This window comes from Promicromonospora kroppenstedtii DSM 19349 (assembly GCF_000515355.1).
Taxonomy (GTDB): domain Bacteria; phylum Actinomycetota; class Actinomycetes; order Actinomycetales; family Cellulomonadaceae; genus Promicromonospora; species Promicromonospora kroppenstedtii.
On sequence record NZ_KI911740.1, the window covers coordinates 109296 to 129476 of the forward strand.

At 67.0% G+C, this 20181-nt stretch carries 15 protein-coding genes; 7 read left to right on the forward strand and 8 right to left on the reverse strand.

Annotation, left to right across the window (positions count from 1 at the left end):
* Positions 1 to 4: 4 nt before the first annotated feature.
* The 4 genes from PROKR_RS30955 to PROKR_RS22980 form a co-directional block, all read right to left on the reverse strand.
* A complete protein-coding gene (locus PROKR_RS30955) occupies positions 5 to 607 on the reverse strand; it encodes a lasso peptide biosynthesis B2 protein (RefSeq protein ID WP_051433264.1) in 603 nt (200 codons plus the stop codon).
* Positions 604 to 2454, reverse strand: a complete 1851-nt coding sequence (locus tag PROKR_RS22975; RefSeq protein WP_084800627.1) for an albusnodin/ikarugamycin family macrolactam cyclase — start codon at positions 2452 to 2454, stop codon at positions 604 to 606. Before PROKR_RS22975 ends, PROKR_RS30955 begins: the two co-directional genes overlap by 4 nt.
* A gap of 64 nt (positions 2455 to 2518) precedes the next feature.
* A complete protein-coding gene (locus PROKR_RS33045) occupies positions 2519 to 2671 on the reverse strand; it encodes an albusnodin family lasso peptide (protein ID WP_157602553.1) in 153 nt (50 codons plus the stop codon).
* 88 nt (positions 2672 to 2759) lie between these two features.
* Positions 2760 to 3941, reverse strand: a complete 1182-nt coding sequence (locus tag PROKR_RS22980) for an HAD family hydrolase (RefSeq protein WP_245605940.1) — start codon at positions 3939 to 3941, stop codon at positions 2760 to 2762.
* A 241-nt stretch (positions 3942 to 4182) separates the two neighbouring features.
* Between PROKR_RS22980 and PROKR_RS30960 the strand changes: the two genes are divergently transcribed.
* A complete protein-coding gene (locus tag PROKR_RS30960; protein ID WP_051433265.1) occupies positions 4183 to 5226 on the forward strand; it encodes a hypothetical protein in 1044 nt (347 codons plus the stop codon).
* 20 nt (positions 5227 to 5246) lie between these two features.
* Here the strand turns inward: PROKR_RS30960 and PROKR_RS22990 are convergent, their stop codons facing one another.
* Entirely contained in the window at positions 5247 to 6191 is a 945-nt protein-coding gene (locus tag PROKR_RS22990; RefSeq protein WP_245605941.1) for a 1-aminocyclopropane-1-carboxylate deaminase/D-cysteine desulfhydrase, read from the reverse strand.
* Between the two features lie 236 nt (positions 6192 to 6427).
* Between PROKR_RS22990 and mobF the strand changes: the two genes are divergently transcribed.
* Positions 6428 to 10132, forward strand: a complete 3705-nt coding sequence (gene mobF / locus PROKR_RS22995; RefSeq protein WP_169736531.1) for a MobF family relaxase — start codon at positions 6428 to 6430, stop codon at positions 10130 to 10132.
* 595 nt (positions 10133 to 10727) lie between these two features.
* Here mobF and PROKR_RS23000 read toward each other — a convergent pair.
* From PROKR_RS23000 to PROKR_RS23010, 3 genes are all read right to left on the reverse strand, one after another.
* Complete coding sequence (locus PROKR_RS23000; RefSeq protein ID WP_036967998.1) at positions 10728 to 10982, reverse strand: hypothetical protein; 255 nt, start codon at positions 10980 to 10982, stop codon at positions 10728 to 10730.
* Positions 10983 to 10984: 2 nt separating this feature from the next.
* Entirely contained in the window at positions 10985 to 11365 is a 381-nt protein-coding gene (locus PROKR_RS23005) for a hypothetical protein (protein WP_036968001.1), read from the reverse strand.
* An 854-nt stretch (positions 11366 to 12219) separates the two neighbouring features.
* Complete coding sequence (locus tag PROKR_RS23010) at positions 12220 to 12504, reverse strand: hypothetical protein (RefSeq protein WP_036968004.1); 285 nt, start codon at positions 12502 to 12504, stop codon at positions 12220 to 12222.
* A 205-nt stretch (positions 12505 to 12709) separates the two neighbouring features.
* Between PROKR_RS23010 and PROKR_RS23015 the strand changes: the two genes are divergently transcribed.
* From PROKR_RS23015 to PROKR_RS23035, 5 genes are all read left to right on the forward strand, one after another.
* On the forward strand, positions 12710 to 13381 hold the full coding sequence (locus tag PROKR_RS23015) for a hypothetical protein (RefSeq protein ID WP_036968007.1): 672 nt from the start codon (positions 12710 to 12712) through the stop codon (positions 13379 to 13381).
* Positions 13382 to 13650: 269 nt separating this feature from the next.
* Positions 13651 to 15597, forward strand: coding sequence for a type I restriction-modification system subunit M (locus PROKR_RS23020; RefSeq protein WP_051433267.1), 1947 nt, complete (start codon positions 13651 to 13653; stop codon positions 15595 to 15597).
* A gap of 89 nt (positions 15598 to 15686) precedes the next feature.
* Entirely contained in the window at positions 15687 to 16793 is a 1107-nt protein-coding gene (locus PROKR_RS37035) for a restriction endonuclease subunit S (RefSeq protein WP_211240210.1), read from the forward strand.
* Complete coding sequence (locus PROKR_RS23030) at positions 16790 to 19915, forward strand: type I restriction endonuclease subunit R (protein ID WP_036968010.1); 3126 nt, start codon at positions 16790 to 16792, stop codon at positions 19913 to 19915. The genes PROKR_RS37035 and PROKR_RS23030 overlap by 4 nt, the downstream gene beginning before the upstream one ends.
* Entirely contained in the window at positions 19912 to 20130 is a 219-nt protein-coding gene (locus PROKR_RS23035) for a helix-turn-helix transcriptional regulator (RefSeq protein ID WP_036968013.1), read from the forward strand. Before PROKR_RS23030 ends, PROKR_RS23035 begins: the two co-directional genes overlap by 4 nt.
* Positions 20131 to 20181 lie beyond the last annotated feature (51 nt).

The following is a 20181-nucleotide window of genomic DNA, read 5'->3' on the forward strand; positions in this document are numbered from 1 at the left end:
TGGGTCAGGGGATGGCACGTAGGACGGTGTAGCGACTTGTTGTCGGGGGCTCCGCGACGGGGGAGCCGTGAGCCTGGATCCAAGCGTGGAACTGCACCGGATCCGGCGCAACGCCATGGCACCAGGTCACGCTGCGTCGACGCAGTGCGAGGACCAGTACGGCGGCGGCCGACTCCTCAAGGCACGCGACCCGGAACGGCGCCCAGCGCGACGCCCAACGGACGGCGCACACGGCCTGTTCCGCCTCGCCTGTCGCCGACGGCGTGGTGGTGAGGCCGGCTGCCGTCGCCACAAGGTTCGTCAGCCGTGACATCGCTCGCTCGGGCGGACCGAGCGAGCGGACCACCAGCGTCACGACGAGTGCCGCTGCAGCAGCGACAGCGTGGCGGACAGTGGGCGGCGGAGAAGGGGGGAATTCGACGTCGGCCTCCTCGGTGCCGAACGACAGCCCCCAGCGGGCTCCATGGATAGCCCCGGGTGCCGCCGCCCACGCTTCGGCTGTGGTGCCGGTAGCGGCGGTGATACGACCGGTCGCGTAATCGACCCGGATGGTCACGCCGTCGAAGACGCAGACCCTTACGTCAGGGATCGCAAATGCAGACATCATGGCGTGAGCACCTCCGATCTGACGTTGTCGCTGGTGCTCTCCCAGACGGGAAGTGCAGTGGAGTGGTGAGCCCGTAGCCAGGTCTCGCAGACGATCGCGGCGTCCAAGAGCCAGAGGCCGCCGGTGAGTCCGGCCGCGGCCCGACGCAAGCCGTTGACCAAGCCCGCGGGGTCGATCAACCCGAGTGCGGCGAGGTGCCCGTCGGCGATGCTGCTGAGACCGCTCAGGTGGGTGCGCAGCCCGAGGTGGTAGTCGGGGGTGTAAACGCCCTTCGTGGTTCGTGTCAGCAACGAGGCCGGCAGGATGCCGCCCATCTCTGCTCGAAGCACTGGTTTGTACGCGGCCGGGCTCGGCATCCTTCCAGCGACCCCGGACAGGTAAGAGTCGATGACACGGGAGTCCGCGAACGGGTTATGCAGGTGGACGCCGGACTCGGCCGCTAGCTGAGCATCAGCGTAGGCCGTGCGTCCGACCTCGCCCATCTGCTCGACGACGTCCCAGACCGCCCGCTGGCCCGCCGGTACCGCCAGAGCTGACTCGGCCGCCTGGTCCGCGCGTACTGCGGCGTGGTTCCGAGCCATAGGGGTAGCCCAGGGTTGCAGGTTGACTAGCGGCAGCAGCTGCCTCAGGCGCCGGACTGCGCGAGGACTTGGAACCTGCCCGCGTGCCAGCCGTGCCCATGCTTCAAGCGCGTCGGCAGGGTCACTGCGTAGGGAGTCAAGGACATCGCTCAGGACTCGACCCGGTGAGCGGCGGCGCATACGGGCAAGGCGAACTGCCTCCTCCACAGCCTCGCGGTACCGCCCGGTTGCGAAGAGGTCAGCGATCCACGCGTCCGGCGTACCCAGCAACGAGTCTCCGCCGTCACCCGTCAAGTGTGCATCGGTGCCCACTCGGTCAACCATCGCGGTCATCTGGTAGTCGAATCGAGCGTAGGCGCATGTCGATGGCGCCGGTTCGTCGGTAGCCGGGATGGTGTCCAAGCCGCCGTAAGGGAGGTGCCCCGCCTCCAGCGGGACGAGGTGATGTGCGAGCCCGGGCCGTTCGGCCGCTTCGAGGGCGTAGCGCAGGTCGCCCGCTGGGCGGTCGAACGGTGCATGGACGGTGAAGGCAGCCACGGACCGGTCGGGGCTGAGTCGGTGTGCGGCCAAGAGTGCGAGGGAGCTGGAGTCGAGGCCGCCGGACAGGTCCGACGACGGCGACTCGGTGTCGTCCACCCGAACCCCGACGGCGGCGTCGAGCTCCGCACGGAGTGAAACCCCAGGATCCGGTGCCCCACCCGGCCACCACACGCGGGCCACAGCCGTCGCGCTGCTGCTGATCTTCATCCGGTGGCCGGCGGGCACCAGGTCGACCCCTTCGAAGTAGGTGGTGGTGCCCGCAAGGAGGGGGCTGCTTGGGGCGAGCAGCTCCACCGCGAGGCGCTCGCTGCTCACAGCAGCATTGATCAGCCCGGCCAGGCCGCGCGCCGACGTTGCCCAGTACGTGGTTCCGTCGAACACCGTGGTGTAGACGGGGACGGAGGACGCAAGGTCCGTCCAGATGGTGGTGGCTACCGTCGTCTGCTCGACGACGGCGTATGCGCCCGGCCACCGTAGGACGACGTCGTCCGGAACACCGGATGCAGCAAGGTGGCTCAGCTCGTCATCGCTGGCGCCGCACGTCCCGACGACAACGACACACCGCATTGGAGCGTTCGCGGTGCGAACCCATGCTCGGGGTGGGTCGCCGACCAGCCAGAGGTCCGACACGCCGTCGACGGGTACGCTGCCAGCCGGACGCCGAGCAGTATCCGTGCAGAGCGATCCTGCGAGCCAATGCATCTGTATCCCCTCTGCGCTCGTCATGCCCGACCTTGTGTGGTGCCGGGTTGTGGTGGCCCGACGGAGTCGCCGAGCCACCACCGTCAGATCAGCGGTAGGCGTACCGCTTGTCCTCTGTGCCGGCCTTCTTCTTGCTGCCCTCTGTGAGCGTGACGATGCCGCCGAGGTCAGTCACTTCCTGCTCCGTGGGCTCGGCCGCCGTCGTGATCGCGTCGCTCTCCATCGCTATCTCTCCTCTCATCGGGTCCGGGTAGGTCCCGGACAACTGTGGGGCCACGGCCGACTACTGGCCGGCGGATCCGCTCGGCAGGCGACCAGGGCGCGGCGTGTCAGTGCGGGAAGTCGTGTGCGGCCGTGGAAGTCAGCGCTTCGAGCCGCTCGTGCAGAGGCAGCTCGAAACCGGTCCGGCCTCCGCCGTCGTGCACGCTGCGCCAGTGCGCACGACGGCGGCCGACATCGCCGCGTGGAAAAGCGAGACCGGCCTCGGCGGCGGCCAGCTCGATCGCACGCATGGTCGCCCCGGTGGCAGAGGGGATCGGGCCGTGCCGTACCCAGACGCCGTCGCGAAGGACCCAGGTGTCGCAACGCGAGATCTCTGAGCGGTCCTCGTGCCATACCCGCAAGGCCATAAGGCCCGATGAGGTATGAGCAGCGACCGCGAGCTGCCCCGCGAGCGGTGAGAGTGCATCCGTATGGATGTCCCTGGGAAGCAGAGAGCGGAGAACTGTGATGGCCCCATGCTGGTCGATGGTGCCGGTGACCTCGTCCGCCGCCTGTCGCACCTCATCGGAGGCCTGTCCCATCGCGACACCGCGGCGCGCCCAGGTAAGCATTCCCAAGTCGTTGTGCCCGTCGCCGACCGCAACCGTTGCCGCGGGCCCGATGCCGAGCTGGGTGCGGAGGCGCTCCAGGGCGGGTGCTTTTCCGGTTCCAGGCGCCGTCAGGTCCAGCCAGTCCTGCCCGCCGGGGGTCACCGTGACTCCGGTAGCGGCCAGGTCCTCGACGTGCTGGCTGATTCCTGGCGCGTGCAGCGCGATCCTCGTTGCCGGCATCCTGCACAGATCCACGACTGGGACGTGCTTCTGTTCGCCGTTCAGCAACTCAGGTTCGAACGGCTCGGACACCTGCCAGCCCCACCCGACGTCCTCGACACCGATCCGGACCCCAGGCGCAAGGTCGAGAGCACGCCGGACCGCCGGAGCAGGGTCGAACTGCTGCGCACGCTGGATCACGTAGCCAGAGGCGACAGCTTGGTCCAGACGCACCGTCAGAGCGCCGTTCGAACACACTGCAAACCCGTCGATCAGGCCGAGCTGCGTGGCGACCGGACTCAGCCCCACGAGAGACCGACCCGTCGCCAGCACCACCTCGTGCCCGGCCGCGCGAGCCAGGTCCAGCGCCGCAACCGTTCCGGTCGGCACTCTGCCGTCACGCCCAAGGAGCGTTCCGTCGATGTCCAGGGCGACCATGCGCCGGGAGACGATGTCAGTGGTCTCGTTGCGCGGTGTCACCGGCCTCATGCGAGGGGGGCTTGCTGGGGTGTGGGCCATCGGAAGTGCTCCCTTGACGGGCTGCGGTATCGACGTGGACTGGCGAAGATCCAATGCCTTAACGAAATCGCAGGTCAGGCGCTCAAAACACCCCACAGGTCGGTGAACATGCCGTACGAACGCTCCCTGTTCAACCGGGATATCTTGCGGTGGGTCGCCATAACGTGTTCGGTGGGAGCCACACCGAACGAGAGGGCCGGCCATGGGGGCGAGGAGCGTCCGACAGGAGCAGCGGGAACTCGCCGCGGCCCTGCGCGCCGAGCACAAGACCTGGGTTCAAGTCGCCACAGTGTTCCGCGAGCGATATCACGTCAACCTCCGCGCCGGACTGCGGATGGCACGCGACTGGAGTCAGCGGGACGCCGCCGACCGCTGGAACCAGCGTTGGCCCGACGACCCGAAGACGGACAAGAATTTCTCATACTGGGAACTGTGGCCCAGCCGTACAGGCCACGCACCATCGTTGGACGTGCTGGCGCGGCTCGCGGAACTGTACGAGTGCAGTGTGGCCGACCTCGTCGCCGACGGCGCAGACTTCCGAACGCGGGACCAGGCCTTCGGCGGTCCCGCGGGGTTTGATGCCGCCCAGCTGGCTGGGCTTACGAGCGCCGGTGACGCCGGCGCGGAGGCGCCCGAAGAACTGGCAACTCTGCTGGAGCACTCAGACATGGGCGAGATCGCTCGCCTGGCGACTGAGTGGTCGCGCCAGCTGGGCAACCCGGACGAACGCCGCGCGCTCCTGCTCAAGCTCAGTGCCGGGCTTTCTCTCGCCGTTGCATCACCTGAGTTCACAGGGCAAGCCTCGTCTGGCGGAACTACGAGCGCGCACTCGCCGGCATCGGCCGGTTTCGAAGGGATCTGGCACAGCCGGTACGTGTATCGCAGCGCGAGGACGGAGGACGATCTGGTCGATGAGCACTACCTGGTGGCCAGGCAGAGCGCGAACAAGCTCATCGCGCAGAGCCTCCCGCACTCGACCGGCTCCCGCGTACGGGTCGAGCTCGCGCTCGACCCGCCCGTCGCCACGGGGAGCTGGAGCGAGACGACGGCGCCCGACGGGTACTACCGAGGCGCGACCTACCATGGGGCTCTGCAGCTTGTGATCGACCCGAGCCGCCGGCGCATGAGCGGGCGCTGGCTCGGTTTCGGACGGGACTTCACCGTCAACACCGGCGAGTGGACACTTACCTGGGAAGAAGGTTCTACCGCCAAGTCCGTCCAGCGCCGCTACCACGAGCGGGTCTGACCAATTGCACGGCTGGCAGGTCATCCCTCGGCGGTGAAGTTTGGTCCGGTGATGGCCGCGATCACGGTCGTGCCCGGTGGAAACCGCCGCTGTTGAATCAGGTCGAACAGGCCGTACATCATCTTGGCGACGTACACCCACTCCAGCCGTAAGCCGTGCTTGCTCTCGAAGTCGTCGATGAAAGCGCGCAGAGAGTCGTTCGTCTTGGCGAACCCGCCGAAGTGGTAGCCGGTCTCGATCGACCAGTTTTCTGTGACGCGGCCGTAGGCGTCGCGTTGGAAGGAGGCGACGTCGTCGCGCAGGAAGTCGCCACCCTTCAGCACCGAGAATCCGATGGCAGCACGTGAAGCGGGAAGTGCCGCGGCGATTCCGGCCAGCGTTCCGCCGGTGCCGCTGGCGCAGCAGATGACGTCGAAGTCCTGGTCGATCTCGTCGACCAGCTCGGCGCATCCCCGCAGCGCGAGCGCGTTGCTGCCGCCCTCGGGGATCAAGTAGAAGTCCCCGAACTGCTCGCGCAGGCGGTCGATCACCGCCGGATTGGTCTTGGACCGGTAGGTGGTTCGGTCCAGGTAGGTCAGCCGCATGCCGCGCTCGACGGCGAATTGCAGCGATGGATTCAGCGGGAGGTGCTCTTCCCCGCGGATCACGCCGATCGTGTCGAACGCGAAGATCTGGCCTGCGGCCGCTACGGCACGGATGTGGTTGGAGTATGCGCCACCGAACGTCAGGAGACGGCGGGCGCCGGCGTCGCGCGCAGTGGCCAGGTTGTACTTCAACTTGCGCCACTTGTTGCCCGGCAGCTCGGGGTGGATCAGGTCGTCCCGTTTGAGCAGCAGCCGCACACCCGCGTCAGACAGGCGATCGTCGTGCAGCTCCGTCAACGGCGAGGGCAGGTGGAGGTCGGGAGCCTCAGCAGCGCACATGCCGACGACCTCCATGACACCGATCCGGACCAGTGCAGTCACAGTAGACGACGGCGGGACGCGGGCCGCACAGGCGACTCAAGCCGCGGCACGAGCACACCGTCCGCTGGATGTGGGAACCAGACCTCCGCAGAAGGATGGGAAAGCGGAACTGCTGTACGGAATGGCGACACCTAGGCCCGCCCGCCCTCGGGGATGGGCGGGATGTGCCAAGCCAGGGACCAGGCGAACGCAACCGCGTCCGAGGCGCTACCCGATGGCAGCCACCGACTGGCTTGGTGCGACGTCGACACGGGCACAGGCGACTCACCGGCACGCGAAAGCCGCGACGTCGCGGCAGCGGCGCGGGCGTCGAGCTGAGGGACAGCAAGTCCCGCGGGCCGCTTCGGCAGGACCACACCTCTGGCACCAATGGCGGATTGAGTCGTTTGATAGCGGTTGCCGAATGCATGCTGAGGTGCGTTCCGACAATCGTGCCGGGCCTGGGACGGGCCGCACACCTGACTGGTGTGGCGGTGTCGATCAGCGTGGTCGCAGCAGGGGACGGAGTCGGGTACCTGCTGCGATCGGTCGTGCGTGGCGACTGCGACCTGGGTGAGCCGTCGTCGGTGCTTCGCTACTACACAGAGGCTGGCACTCCGCCGGGGCGGTGGCTCGGCAAGGGCGTCACGGAGTTCGGCGACGGGAAACTGAAGCCCAGCGACGCGGTGACCGAGGAACACCTTAAACGCCTCATCGGCGCGGGCTTGGACCCGGTCACGGGGGAGCCGCTTGGGCTGACGTTCCCGGAGGCCGCCGGGGCCAGTGACCGGAAGGTGGTAGCCGGATTCGATCTGACGTTCTCGCCGCCGAAGTCGGTCTCGGTGCTGTGGGGCCTGGCCGACCGCCAGAGCCAGGCGCTGATCCTGGCCGCGCACCACGCCGCGCTGGCGGAGGTGGTGGAGTTCTTCGAGCGGGAGATCGCCGCCACCCGGATTGGGCACGGTGGCACCGCGCAGGTCGACATCGCCGGGATAGCTGCCGTCGCGTACGACCATTGGGACTCGCGGGCGCACGACCCGCAGCTGCACACCCACCTGGTCATCTCCAACAAGGTCCGCACCCTGATCGACGGCCAGTGGCGCACTCTGGATTCTCGGGCGATGTACAGGGCGCAGGTCGCGCTCTCGGAGCACTACAACGCCGTCCTGATGGACCGCCTGACGGGCACCTTCGGGATCGGCTGGGACCAGCGCGACCGCGGCGAGCGGCGCACCAAGGCATGGGAAATCACCGGTGTCCCCGAGAGCCTGATCAGGGAGTTCTCCTCCCGGTCGCGGGATGTCGACGTCCGCACCGACGAGCTCATCGCCCAGTACGAAGCCCGGCACGGGCGGCGGCCCTCGCCTGAGACGATCAACAAGCTCCGCTCCCAGGCGACGTTGGAGACCCGGCCGGGGAAGCAGATCCGGTCGCTGGCCGACCTGACCACCGAATGGCACCACCGCGCCGGACAGTTGGTGGGGGGCACCGCCGGGTGGGCGCAGGACGTGATCACCTCCGGCCTCGGGCACGTCTTCCGCGCCGACGACGTCCCGGCGGACCTCGTCGACAAGCTCGCCGCCCGGGCCGTCGACGTCGTCTCCCAGAAGCGCGCCACGTGGACGTACTGGAACCTGTGGGCCGAAGCCACCCGCCAGACGATGGGCGTGCGCCTGGCATCTCACGAGGAGCGCGAACTGCTCGTGACCCGGGTCGTGGCAGCCGCCCAGGCTCGGTCGCTGCCGCTGACCCCACCCGAGCTCGCACCCACCCCGGAGATGCTGCTGCGGGCAGACGGGTCCAGCGCACTACGACCACGGCACCACGTCGTGTACTCCAACACCCGGGTCATGGCCGCCGAGACCCGGCTCCTGACCCGTGCCGAGGACACCTCCGGTCCGGTGACCGGTCAGAGCGGATTGCGGGTCGCGGTCCGGGCCCGGTACCGCGGCCACCACCTGACCATGGAGCAGGCCACGGCGTTGGCGTCAATCGCGACATCGGGCCGACTGGTGGACGTGCTGGTCGGCCCAGCAGGGACCGGGAAGACCACTGCGATGTCCGCCCTGCTGACCGCCTGGCACCACGACCACGGGCCAGGGTCAGTGATCGGGCTGGCGCCCTCGGCCGCCGCCGCGAAGGTCCTGGCCGAGGACCTCGGTATCCCGTGCGACACCACCGCCCGGTGGCTCACTTCCTATCACCACGGGCACACGCAGTTCACGCAGGGGCAGATGGTGATCGTGGATGAGGCCTCCCTCGCAAGCACCATGGACCTGGACCGCATGACTGCCGCTGCCGAACAAGCGGGCGCGAAGGTGCTCCTCGTGGGAGACCCCGCGCAGTTGCAGTCGGTGGACGCGGGCGGTGCGTTCGGCATGCTCGTCGAAGCACGCAACACTGCTGCCGTCGAGGATCCAACCCTCGTAGCCAGGGGTGCGCCGACGTTGTCCGGGGTGCACCGGTTCCGCCACGACTGGGAGAAAACGGCCTCCCTCGCCCTCCGCGATGGAGACGCCTCGGTGATCGACACCTACGACCATCACGACCGCATCCGCGAAGGCACCACCGCGGAGATGATCGACACGGCGTATGCCGCCTGGCAACGGTCCATCGCGGTGGGGGAGACCAGTGTGCTGGTGGCCGAGGCCATCAACGTCGTGCACAACCTGAACCAGCGCGCCCGCGCGGACCGCATCCTGACCGGCCTCACCAGCCCTGGACGCGACGTCCCCCTGGCCGACGGCGGCCGTGCCTCGGTGGGGGACCTTGTCATCACCCGCCGCAACGACCGCACGCTGACCACCAGGCGGGACGTGCTCGACGGCGGCTTCGTTCGCAACGGCGACCGCTGGCAGATCATTGCGGTGCACCAGGACGGGTCGGTCGAGGCGCACCGCGAAGGACAGAAGTTGGGTGCCAGCGTGCTGCTGCCGGCCGACTACGTCGCTGAGCACCTTGACCTCGGCTACGCGGTCACAGCTCACCGTGCCCAAGGCCTGACCGTGGACACCTCCCACGTCCTAGTCACCCGCACCACTACCCGCGAGAACGTCTACGTCGCGATGACCCGCGGCCGTGACACCAACATGGCGTACGTCGCGCTGGACCAGCCCACCACCGACCACAACCCACGCCCCGACGACAAGACCACCGCCCGCAGCATCCTGTTCGGGGTGCTCCAGCATTCCGGCGCCGAGCTGTCCGCCCACCAGACCCGGACCGTCGAACATTACAAGTGGACCGGCATCGCGCAGCTCGCGGCCGAGTACGAAGTCATCGCGAGCCTCGCCCAACGCGACCGCTGGGCCGATGTGGCTCTGCGGACGTTCGTCACTGACGGCAGGCTCACTCCTGCCGAAGCGCGCACCGCGATCGACAGCGACTCGTTCTGGTCCCTGTGTGCCGAACTGCGCCGCATCGAAGCCACCGGCCATGACGTCCACGCGACACTGCGGCGGGTCGTCAGGCAGCGCAACCTCATCGACGCCGACGACCCCTGTGCCGTCGTCCTGACCCGACTCGCCCGTGACGAGCGTCGCAACGCACGACCGTCAAAGCGCGCGGTACCGCTGATCGCCGGCCTGATCCCGCCTGCCCGCGGACCGATGCCCGACGACGTGCGCGAAGCCCTCGACGAACGTGCTCGCCTGCTCGAAGAACGCGCCACGACACTGGCACGGACCGCGATCCAAGACCGGGCCGGATGGGTGCACCGCATGGGATACGGCGTCAGGCTGTACGGCCACGGGCCGGTGCCACGCGAACTCGTCGTTGTTGCCGCCTACCGCGACAAGTACGGCATCACGGGGCGCGAACCGCTCGGCCCAGCGGCGAACGACCCGCGTCAAGGACACGACCGCGAGACGGTCCGCGCCGCGGTCAGCAAGGCTCACAGGACGACACAGGTCGCGCCCCTGATCCCTGCGCTATCCATACCTTCGCCATCGATCGGCATGTGAGATCGAGGCCGGAAACCTCGCGGGATGGACTGAGGGCGGGCATCGGCGTGACGTACTGCCATAGTCCACCACGGTCGGCGTCCTCACCCGCACGGGCGCCGAGCTCTCCGCCCACGAGACCCTGCGCGCCGAGTACCAGAAGTGGGCCGGCCGCGAACGGCTCATCGCTGAGTACGAGCACCTCGCCGACCATGCCTAACTCCCACGCTGGACCCACCTCATGCTCGGAGTGCTCACCGGCGCAGGCCGACTCACCAAGGACGAAGCCGCCGGCGCGATCACGACGGACGCGTTCGGGCCAATGTGCCGCGAGCTCCGCCGCGCCGAAGACCACGGGCGCGACGTCGAACGAGTCCTGCCCGCAGTCGCCGCCTACGGCACGCTCCTCAGAGCCGACGACATCTGCGCCGTCCTCAAGCACCGCCTCACCCGCGCCACAGCAAGTCAGGCCCAGGCGGGGTCCGGGTCCTGCCCGGCGGGATCCCGCAAACGGCCGGTCCGATGCCCGACGACGAACGCATGGCCCTTGACGCACGAGCTGCCGCTGGGAGCACCCGCCGGGAGGACGAGCACCGCAGGCCCGCATCGCCGGACCTCACATGACGGGTCGTGGGCCGTCCCCTCGTCGGCTGATGTGGCCCCAGTCGTCGCCGACGACGGTCTCGGCTGCGTCCTCGCCCCAGTCGAGGCTCCAGACCAGGTGGGTGAGTTCCTGTGCGGTCTGGGCGTCGATGCGTGTTCCGTTCGTGGTCAGGTCGAATCCGGCCGCCACGGCGCTTGCGGTCGAGCGGGGAAGCACGAGGGTGTCTTGTGCGTTGCGCAGGGCGATTAGGTAGTCGAGAACCTGCATCGCTAGGGCCGGGTTCCCTGCTCACGCTTGATCCAGAGCGCGACGTCGCCGGCGTGGTTTTGCGGCAGGTGCCGGATCGCCGGGCTGGTCTTCGTCGGATCCGGGTAGCGGCTGTCGTACCACTGCTGGATGGCCAGCTCGAGAGCCTCGGCCGGGGCGCGCCCTTCGAGCAGGTGCAAAAGGCCCAGTGGCTCGGGTGCGTCGGGAACGCCGTCGGACGGAGAGACGCGGACGTCGAGCTCGCCCGGGTCGCGGATCAGCTGTGGTCGGCGGGCACGAACCTCGGTGAGGAGGTATTCGAGGTTGTCTCGAGCGCTCGGCGTGTCCCACTCGGCCTCGCCGTTCTGATTGTGCGGCCCTTCGTTCGTCGGGGGGCTGGTCATGCGAAGTCCTGGATGAGGACCGGGCGCGCAAGGACGACCCGTTCGGCGCTTTCGACTGGCTCGGACGTGATGTCGATGACGGTCGCCACGACACGAGCAGCGGAGTGGCGCTGACGGATCCAGCTGTCCGGGGCCCGTGCCACGGCACCCCCCTTCGAGGCGCGTTCGGTCTCCCGCCAGGCGAACGCGGCGCGATCCCCGGGTCGAGGTTCTGGCTCTTCTCGCTCATGTGGATGTGCTGACGCGCGTGCGGGCTGTCGAGCCCGAGTTCTGCCGCGATGAACGAGGAGAGGAATCCCGGATCGGAGGGGTACGTGTCCGACTGTCTCCGGCACCTGCGACGCCCAGCTCGCTCTGCAGACGTTGTCGAGCGACCCGACGAGCACGAGATGGAGTCCAGAGGCCTCCTGGCCATCGGGGGAGCCTGTCGGCTGGTGGAGCGGCGAGATGACCGCGTGAGCCCAGAACGCGGCGACGCTGACGTTCTCGCCGCGGCGGATATCGCCGAACCTGAGGAAGGGCATGATCCCCGAGTTCAGGGCATTCAGGCGAAGGTCGAGGATCTGGCCCTCTTCGACCGTGGTCCACGGGTTTGGTGAGCACCGCTCGACCGCGCCTGCGGCTACGTCCGAGCGCGTGGTCCACCTGGTCCTGGAATCCGGTCTCGACAGTTCGACTGGTGCTGCCGGTCAGGATCTTGCTCAGCCCGAACGACCTGGTCGTCTCCTTGACGCGGCTGGTCTCGATCTCGTCCAGCGCTCTCGATGACGTGTAGAACGACACGCTTGGCCCCCCTGGACGTGTTGAGCGACTGGCTCGGTGGTGGTTCGGTGCTACATCCGCAAGCCGCAGGGCTACGAGACGTGCTCGCCGTCGCGCAGTTGCTTGATCTCGGCGATCCAGCGCTCTTGGAGAGCGAGGACCCTCAACGGCTGCCTGTGCAGATCGGCTTGCATGGCACGGTCGGCCTCGTCGGTGACGTCGATCCGCGTCTGCCAGTAGTCACGCTCGATGTCGTCAGTGGCCGCATCGCGGTGCTTGCCCAGGAGATGTAGGAGCATCTGCGCGCCCTGGTGTGTGCCATCGATGAGGGCGGCGTCGTCTCGGATCCGGTCGGCGATGGTCGGCTTCGGCGTCACGACAGGCTGTCTACCAGGAACGGAACCCCAGGTGGGGGGTGGGGGCGTGTTCGCGCAGCCTGTCGGGCACGATCGTCGGTAGGGTGTCCAGCGAGCAACTGTGGATGGCCCGCGGCCCGCCGGTCACCTACGGGGTCCCAGGTGTTTGCTGTGACAGCCTGGGCCGCTTAACCGCCGTAATCGACGCATACCGGGGAGTGGCCGCGTGCCGGACTGGCAGAGAACCGACGCCTTCATCGACGACAACGTCGCGTTCCTCGAGGAAGACCTCGACAACCGGTCAGCCGCCATCGACGACGCACGCGGTGCCCTCGACGAAGGTCTCGCGGAAACCGACACCGCGGCTGTGGCGTCTGCGGTCGACGAGGTTGCGGCAGCGGCCCGCGGTGCGGCGATCTCCGCGATCAAGCTCACGGTCTTCAAGGAAGCTCAGGCGGGCCTCGCCGCCGGCCATGGTGCGGGTGTCGAGGAACGGGACCTGCTCCCCGCGCCCTCTTCAACTGAGCCGCTGGAACCCGCGACCACGCGCAACGTTCTGGGCCACCTCGGCGAAAGCGGCCCTGGCGCGATCCCGGACGAGATACAGCGGGAGTTCACCGCTGTGCTCAAGGAGGTCGTGACCCGCGCGGGGGACACGTTGCGACATGCGGCCGAGAGTGTCGGATCCACGCTGACTGCGGCACACGAGGCAGCTGCGGACGGCGACCTGCCCGCCACTGTGCAGTCGGCGTACGCCATCGACGCCACGGCGGCGATCCTTCCGGCGGCTCATCGCGAGTGGCTCGTCGCTGCCGGCGAGTTGGCGAACATCGACAGCACCGGGGTGCCTCAAGGACTCGAGTCCTGGCTGCGGGAGAACGGCGGACCGCAGAGCTGATCTGCATGGCTCGACCTGCATGTTCCGGCAGTGGGCGCCGCGTCGCGCGACTGGCCGGTGGCGCTCTGGAGCAGACCCGCCGCCGGGTCCAGTTGGAGCGGTTGAAGCGACCTTGGGCGTCTACCTGCACTTGGTCGCCGTCTGCCGGTGCCAGGACCGGACCCGCGGCCCCAGCGGCCGGTGTCTTCAGACCCACTGACGCCCTCGAACGGGATGGGGCATGTAATGTTCCTGATACACAGGCGCGGAGATCTAGGATCAAGGTGAACATGGCAGAACCCACGGCAGCGAGCACGGCGACGACGGCACGAATCGTCTGGGATACAGCGGACAAGTTCCTGCGCAACGTGGTCGACGAGGAGGACTACGGCGACTACATCCTGCCGTTCACGGTCCTACGCCGGCTGGAGTGCATGCTGGCGAGCTCCAAGGACGAAGTCACCAAGTTCGTGGCCGCGCTAGGTGGGATGCCGCCCCATCTGATCGACATCGCGGTCAAGGACAGGTTCAAGCTCAGCTTCTACAACACCTCGCCGCTCGACCTGAAGACGATCGCGTCCGTCGATGACAACGTCGCGAAATCACTGAAGTCCTACATCGACGGCTTCTCCCACAACATCGCTGACATCTGGGTAGCCTTCGACTTCAATCGGCGTGCTCAGGTCCTGGCTGACTCCAACCGCCTGCACGCGGTGGTCAAGCACTTCTCGACCATCGACCTGGCTCCTGGTCGCCTCGCCAATACCGCCATGGGCGACGTCTTCGAGGACGTCATGTACCGCGCCTTCAACAAGAAGGGAAAGGCTGCCGGCAACTTCTATACCCCGCGCGACGCGATCAAGCTGATGGTCGACATCCTGATCACCAACGACGACGAAACCCTCGCCGGAGACAGCGCGCTGCGCTCGATCTACGACCCTACCGCCGGCTCTGGCGGCATGCTGCTGGTGGCGCAAGAGGCCCTGCGACGGATGAACGAGAAGATCGACGTCACCCTGTACGGCCAGGAACTGATGCCCTCAGCCTTCGGCCTCGGCAAGGCCGATCTCCTGATCCAGGGCGGCCGGCCGGACGCGATCAAGCAGGGCAACACGCTCGTCGAGGACCTCTACGAGGGCCAGACGTTCGACTACGTACTGTCGAATCCGCCTTTCGGCACTGACTGGTCGGCGGACGAGAAGACGGTGCGGGACCAGGCCAAGGTGCCGGGCTCGCGCTTCAGCCACGGCCTGCCGAGCACCGCTGACGGCCAGATGCTCTTCCTGGCGCACTGCGCATCAAAGCTGACCCCCGCATCGAGGAACGGTCAGGGTGGCCGGGCCGCGGTTGTTTCCAACGCCTCACCGTTGTTCGCAGCTGACAACGGCCCCAGTGCGATCCGTCAGTGGCTGCTCGAGGATGACCTCATCGACGCGATCGTCGCCCTGCCCGCTGATATGTTCTACGGCACCGGGATCGCGACGTACGTTTGGTTCCTGGACACGAACAAGGCCCCTGAGCGAAAGGGCAAGATCCAGCTCATCGACGGCTCGGGGCAGTGGGAGCTGCTCCGCAGGCCCATGGGCGAGAAGCGTCGCGAGATGGAGCAGCGCCACCGCGAGATCCTGCTCAAGGCTTACGAGGCCTTCGAGCACGCCGACCCAGCGATCTCCCGGGTCCTTACTCCTGAGGACTTTATGTTCCGCGATGTGCCGGTGTTCAAGCAGGCGCGGCTGGCTACTCGCTTCAGCGATGAGGCCGTTGAGGTCCTCCGAGGTCGCAAGGACTTCGTCGAAGGTCACGTGGATGTGCTGAAGTCACTCGACGGCACCGCGTGGAACGACCTGCCGCAGTCTCTCCCGGCGGCGGCGAAGGCGGCGGGCTTGAAAGCACCGATGGGCCTGGTCGACGCGGTCATGGCTGCGATGGCCGTGCCCGATGAGTCAGAGCCTCTCTCGGTCGATCGCAGAGGACGGCCGGTAGTCGCCGATGGGTGGAAGCTCACTGAGCGCATTCCGATGACCGAGGACGTTGCCGAGCACATGGAGCGCGAACTGCTGCCGTTCGCTCCGGACGCCCGCTGGGACGCGACAAAGGCCAAGCACGGCAACGAGATCCCGTTCAAGCGGTTCTTTTACGTGCCCACCGAACCGCGTCCTCTGGCCGAGATCGATGCTGACGTCGCACGCATCATGCGTGACCTTGCCGCCATGTTTGCGGAAGTGCACGAGTCATGAGGTCGGCAGCGAGCTGGAGGTCGGTGCCGTTCTGGTGCCTGTATCGGCGTGGCAAGAAGACCGGCTTCCCTGCCGAGGAGCTCTTGTCGGTGTACCGCGACTACGGCGTCATCAGGAAGTCGGACCGCAGTGACAACTGGAACCGTGCGGGCGAGGACATGTCTGCGTACCAGCTCGTCGAACCTGGCGATCTCGTTCTGAACAAGATGAAGACGTGGCAGGGGTCGTTGGGCGTCTCCGCTCTCCGCGGCATCGTCTCTCCGGCGTACTTCGTCTACAAGCCGCAGACGGACGACGATCCGCGGTTCCTTCACTACACGTTGCGGTCGATGCATCACGTCGGGTACTACGCCAGCATCTCGAAGGGCATCCGGCCGAATCAGTGGGATCTGCAGCCAGAGATGCTCGATTCGATGCGGGTCTTCCTGCCCGACATCGACACCCAGCGCGAGATCGCAAGCAGCCTCGAGAAGGTCGATAGCATGATCACAACACTTGAGGCGCTAGCGGAGGCTCTTCGGCAACGGACCACGGACACTGCGGCGGTGTTCGGGCTCACAGACGATCACGCCGGCCACAGGCAGGACGCGCACTCCCCGCTGGATGGGATCCCCGAGCACTGGGAACGCACGAAGTTCGGCTACGACTTCTTCGAGAGCACCGAGCGGAACGGCGACGACCCACCCGGCCCGCTGCTCTCAATCTCCGAGTATCGGGGCGTCGAGATCAACACCCGGACCGACGGTCAGCAGGCGTCGTCAGACGTGTCGAACTACAGGGTTGTTCGACCGGACCAGCTGGCCGCCAACATGATGTGGCTGAACCACGGTGGCCTCGGAGTCTCGTCACTGACCGGCTACATCAGCCCCGACTACAAGGCCTTCTCGATCTCACCAAGGTTCTATCCGCGCTACGTGCATCACTTGCTGCGTAGTCCTCGCTACGTCGACTACTTCGGGACGATCGGCACCGGCGTCCGTCCGAACGCTCAGCGAGTCACTAAGACTGCGCTCGACATGATGCCGGTGCCGATGCCGCCGATGGAGGAGCAACGGCGGATTGGTGGTCATCTTGACGAGGTGTCCGCCAGCGTCGATCGCATGCTGGAGAAGGTCTCGACGCTTCGCCAGCTGCTGATCGAACGGCGAGGGGCACTGATCACGAACGTCTTGATCGAGCAAGGGGTAGCCGCATGAGCCACGCGCAACTGATGGAGCTCGAGTTCGAGACGAACCTCTGTAAGGAGCTGTCCGAGCGCGGCTGGCTCTACGAGAACGACGGCAAGCCGACCGGCTGGGACATTGGCCTGGCCATGGTCCCCGGAGATGTCCTGCGATGGCTGAGCACCCAATACCCAGACGAGTACGAGAAGGCCGTGCCGGCCGACCTGGGCAACGGCCAAAGGGACGACGCCGAGAAGAAGTTGCTGCTGCACATCACCAAGGAGCTCGCGAAGGCGACCAAGATGGACGCCACCACCGGGCACCCGGTCGGAGGACTCCTCGGTGTGCTTCGCAAGGGCTTTACCTACGCCCAGGTGGGGCGCCCCGCTGCCAAGTTCGGTCCGATGATGGAGTTCCCGCCAGCTAACCCGAACCTCACCGAGGTCGTGGAGGCTGCTGATGCGGTGCGGCTGCGAGTCCTTCGCCAGGTCCGGTTCGACACGACCACCGGCGAGGAGCTCGACGTCGTCCTCACAGCCAACGGCCTCCCCGTGGTGACGATGGAGCTGAAGACCGACAACACCCAGACCGTCCAGCACGCGATCCGCCAGTACCGCGAGGACCGCAAGCCCGGCAGAACCCGTCCGCTGCTGGCACCGGGCCGGGCGCTGGTCCACTTCGCAGTCTCCAACGACCTCGTCTACATGACCACGAAGCTCCAGGGTGGGGACACGATCTTCCTGCCCTTCAACCAGGGCAACGAGGGCCACGAGGGCAACCCGCCTTCCGCGAGCGGCTCTTCGACCAACTATTTGTGGCGCGAGATCCTGGCCCGCCCGATGTTCATGCGGATCCTGAAGGACTTCGCACTCTTCGAGCCGAGCAAGTCGGGGAAGAAGGACGGCGGGCGGCTGGTCTTCCCGCGCTTCCATCAATTGCGCGCCGTCGAGCGCATCGTCGCCGACATCGAGGCCAGCGGCACCGGCAAGCGGTACCTGATCTGGCACTCGGCCGGCTCCGGCAAGACCAAGACAATCGCCTGGCTCAGCCACCGGCTGATCCGGCACATGGGCGCGGACTCGAAGTCGACGTTCGACTCGGTCATCGTCGTCACCGACCGGACCGTGCTCGACGAGAATATCCGTCACGACATGCACCTGGTGCAGTCCAGCAAGGGGCTCGTCGTCACGGTGGGGGAGAAAAAGTCGCAGGCGAAGTCCCCGCAACTGAAGAAGGCGCTGCTCGAGGGCGACCACATCGTCACCTGCACCCTGCAGACCTTCCCGGAGGTCATGAAACTGATCGAGGACACCGAGGAACTCCGCGGCCGACGATGGGCCGTCGTCGCCGACGAGGCGCACTCCTCGCAGTCCGGCTCAGCCGCGCGCCAGCTGAAGGAGCTGCTGGTCGACGTCGAACTCGATCCGGGCGAGGATATCAGCGCCGACGATCTCTTGGAGGCCAAGGACTCAGCGATCGCGAAGGCCGCGAACATCACGTTCGTCGCATTGACCGCGACACCCAAGGCGAAGACGCTGCGCCTGTTCGGTACTGAGCGGGACGGCCGCTGGGAGGCGTTCGACACATACACGATGGCGCAGGCGATCGAGGAGGACTTCATTCTCGACGTGTTGACCAACTACTCGACCTACGACATGTTCCTGCGGGTGAAGAACATCCTGGACAACGAGGACGAGACCGAGATCCAGGTCAACACCGGCGAGGCCGTCTCCAACATTGTCAGGTACGCCCGTCTCCACCCGACCGCGATCGCGCAGAAGGTCCGTGTCGTCATCGAGCACTTCCGGCGCAACGTCATGGGAATGCTCGGTGGAGAGGCGAAGGCGATGGTCGTGACCAGCTCGCGGCTGGAGGCGCTTAACTGGTCGCGGAAGATGGACGAGTACATCGCCGCGCAGGGCTATCACGACATGAGCACGCTCGTGGCGTTCTCCGGCAGTCTTAAGGACCAGTCCGGCGAGGACGTCACCGAGATCTCCGTCAACGAGCTCGGCGATGTTGCCAACGCGTTCCGCGAGGAGGGGATCTACAAGGTCCTCATCGTGGCCAACAAGTTCCAGACCGGCTTCGACGAGCCGCGGCTGATGGCGATGTACGTCGACAAGAAGCTCACCGGCGTCGCCACCGTCCAGACCCTCTCGAGGCTGAACCGCATCTACCCGGGCAAGACCGCGCCGATGGTCGTCGACTTCCGCAACACGCCCGCCAGCGTCCAGAAGGACTTCGCGCTCTACTACTCCGACGCCCACGTCGAGGGCGACGTCGACCCCAACGCGCTGTACACGCTCGGGGAGCGGATGGACACCGCCGGGCTTTACGGTCAGGGCGACATGGACGCCGTCGCCGACGCCTTCCTCGCTGACGCGGGCGGAGAGGCGATCGCCAAGGCACTCGCGCCGGTCAAGGTCAGCTGGGCCACTCAGTGGAGGCAGGCGCGGCTGACAAAGGACAAGAAGCTCAGGGAGGAGCTGGAGCAGTTCCGTGCCGACGTGCTCGCCTACCGCAACGCATGGCAGTTCCTGAGCCAGATCGTCGACTACCAAGACCCCGACCTTCACCGCCGCGCGATCCTCGCAACGCTCCTGGTGCGTAACCTGCACGCGGAGGGCGCCGAAGGCGACGACAGCTACTTGGAGGGCGTGCAACTCTCCGGCGTGAAGCTGGTGCCGTCGGCGATCAACGAGGACCACTCGTTGATCCAGGGCAGCACCGAGGGGATCAAGCTGCCGGAGTTCGACGGGGAGCGCCGTGGCTCCGCGGGTACACCGGAGCGCGGTCCCCTGGACGAGGCCATCGATCGCGTCAACGAGATGTTCAAGGCCCAGGGCGTCGACATGAGTCCCGAGAGCGTATCGGGCTTCATTACGACCTTCTGGGGCTTCTTGGACGCCAACGAGGAGGCGGTGGCGATGGCACAGAACAACACCGTGGCCCAGCTCAAGGCGTCCGAGGGCTTCAGCAGTGCCGTCGGCCTGGCGGTCCTGAAGACCTGTCAGGAGTCCCAGGAGATCCAGTCCTACATGACCGATCCCGCGTTCATTGCTGAGATCGCGAACATCGCGGCGGACGCGCTCCACTCCCAGCACCATCGCGACCAGCCGTCCGGGGGCAAGCCAGAGGCGTCGGGGTCGTGAGCACAGAGTCCGGTCGTCCTCTCTTCGGCGAGATCATCCGCGAGGCCCGGAAGAAGCGGGGATGGTCACAGGTGGAGCTCGGGCAGGCTGCAGGCCTGTCGCGGCCGACGATCGCACGCGTCGAGGCCGACAGCGATGTCAGTACCGCGACCATCGGCAAGATCGCGCGAGCGCTAGGGCTCACTCTCAAGCTGACCGAGCGCGGCTCTCGCTAGCCGGGTGAGTTGCACCGGTGCCTGCAACGGCACTGCCCCTCATGTCGGAAT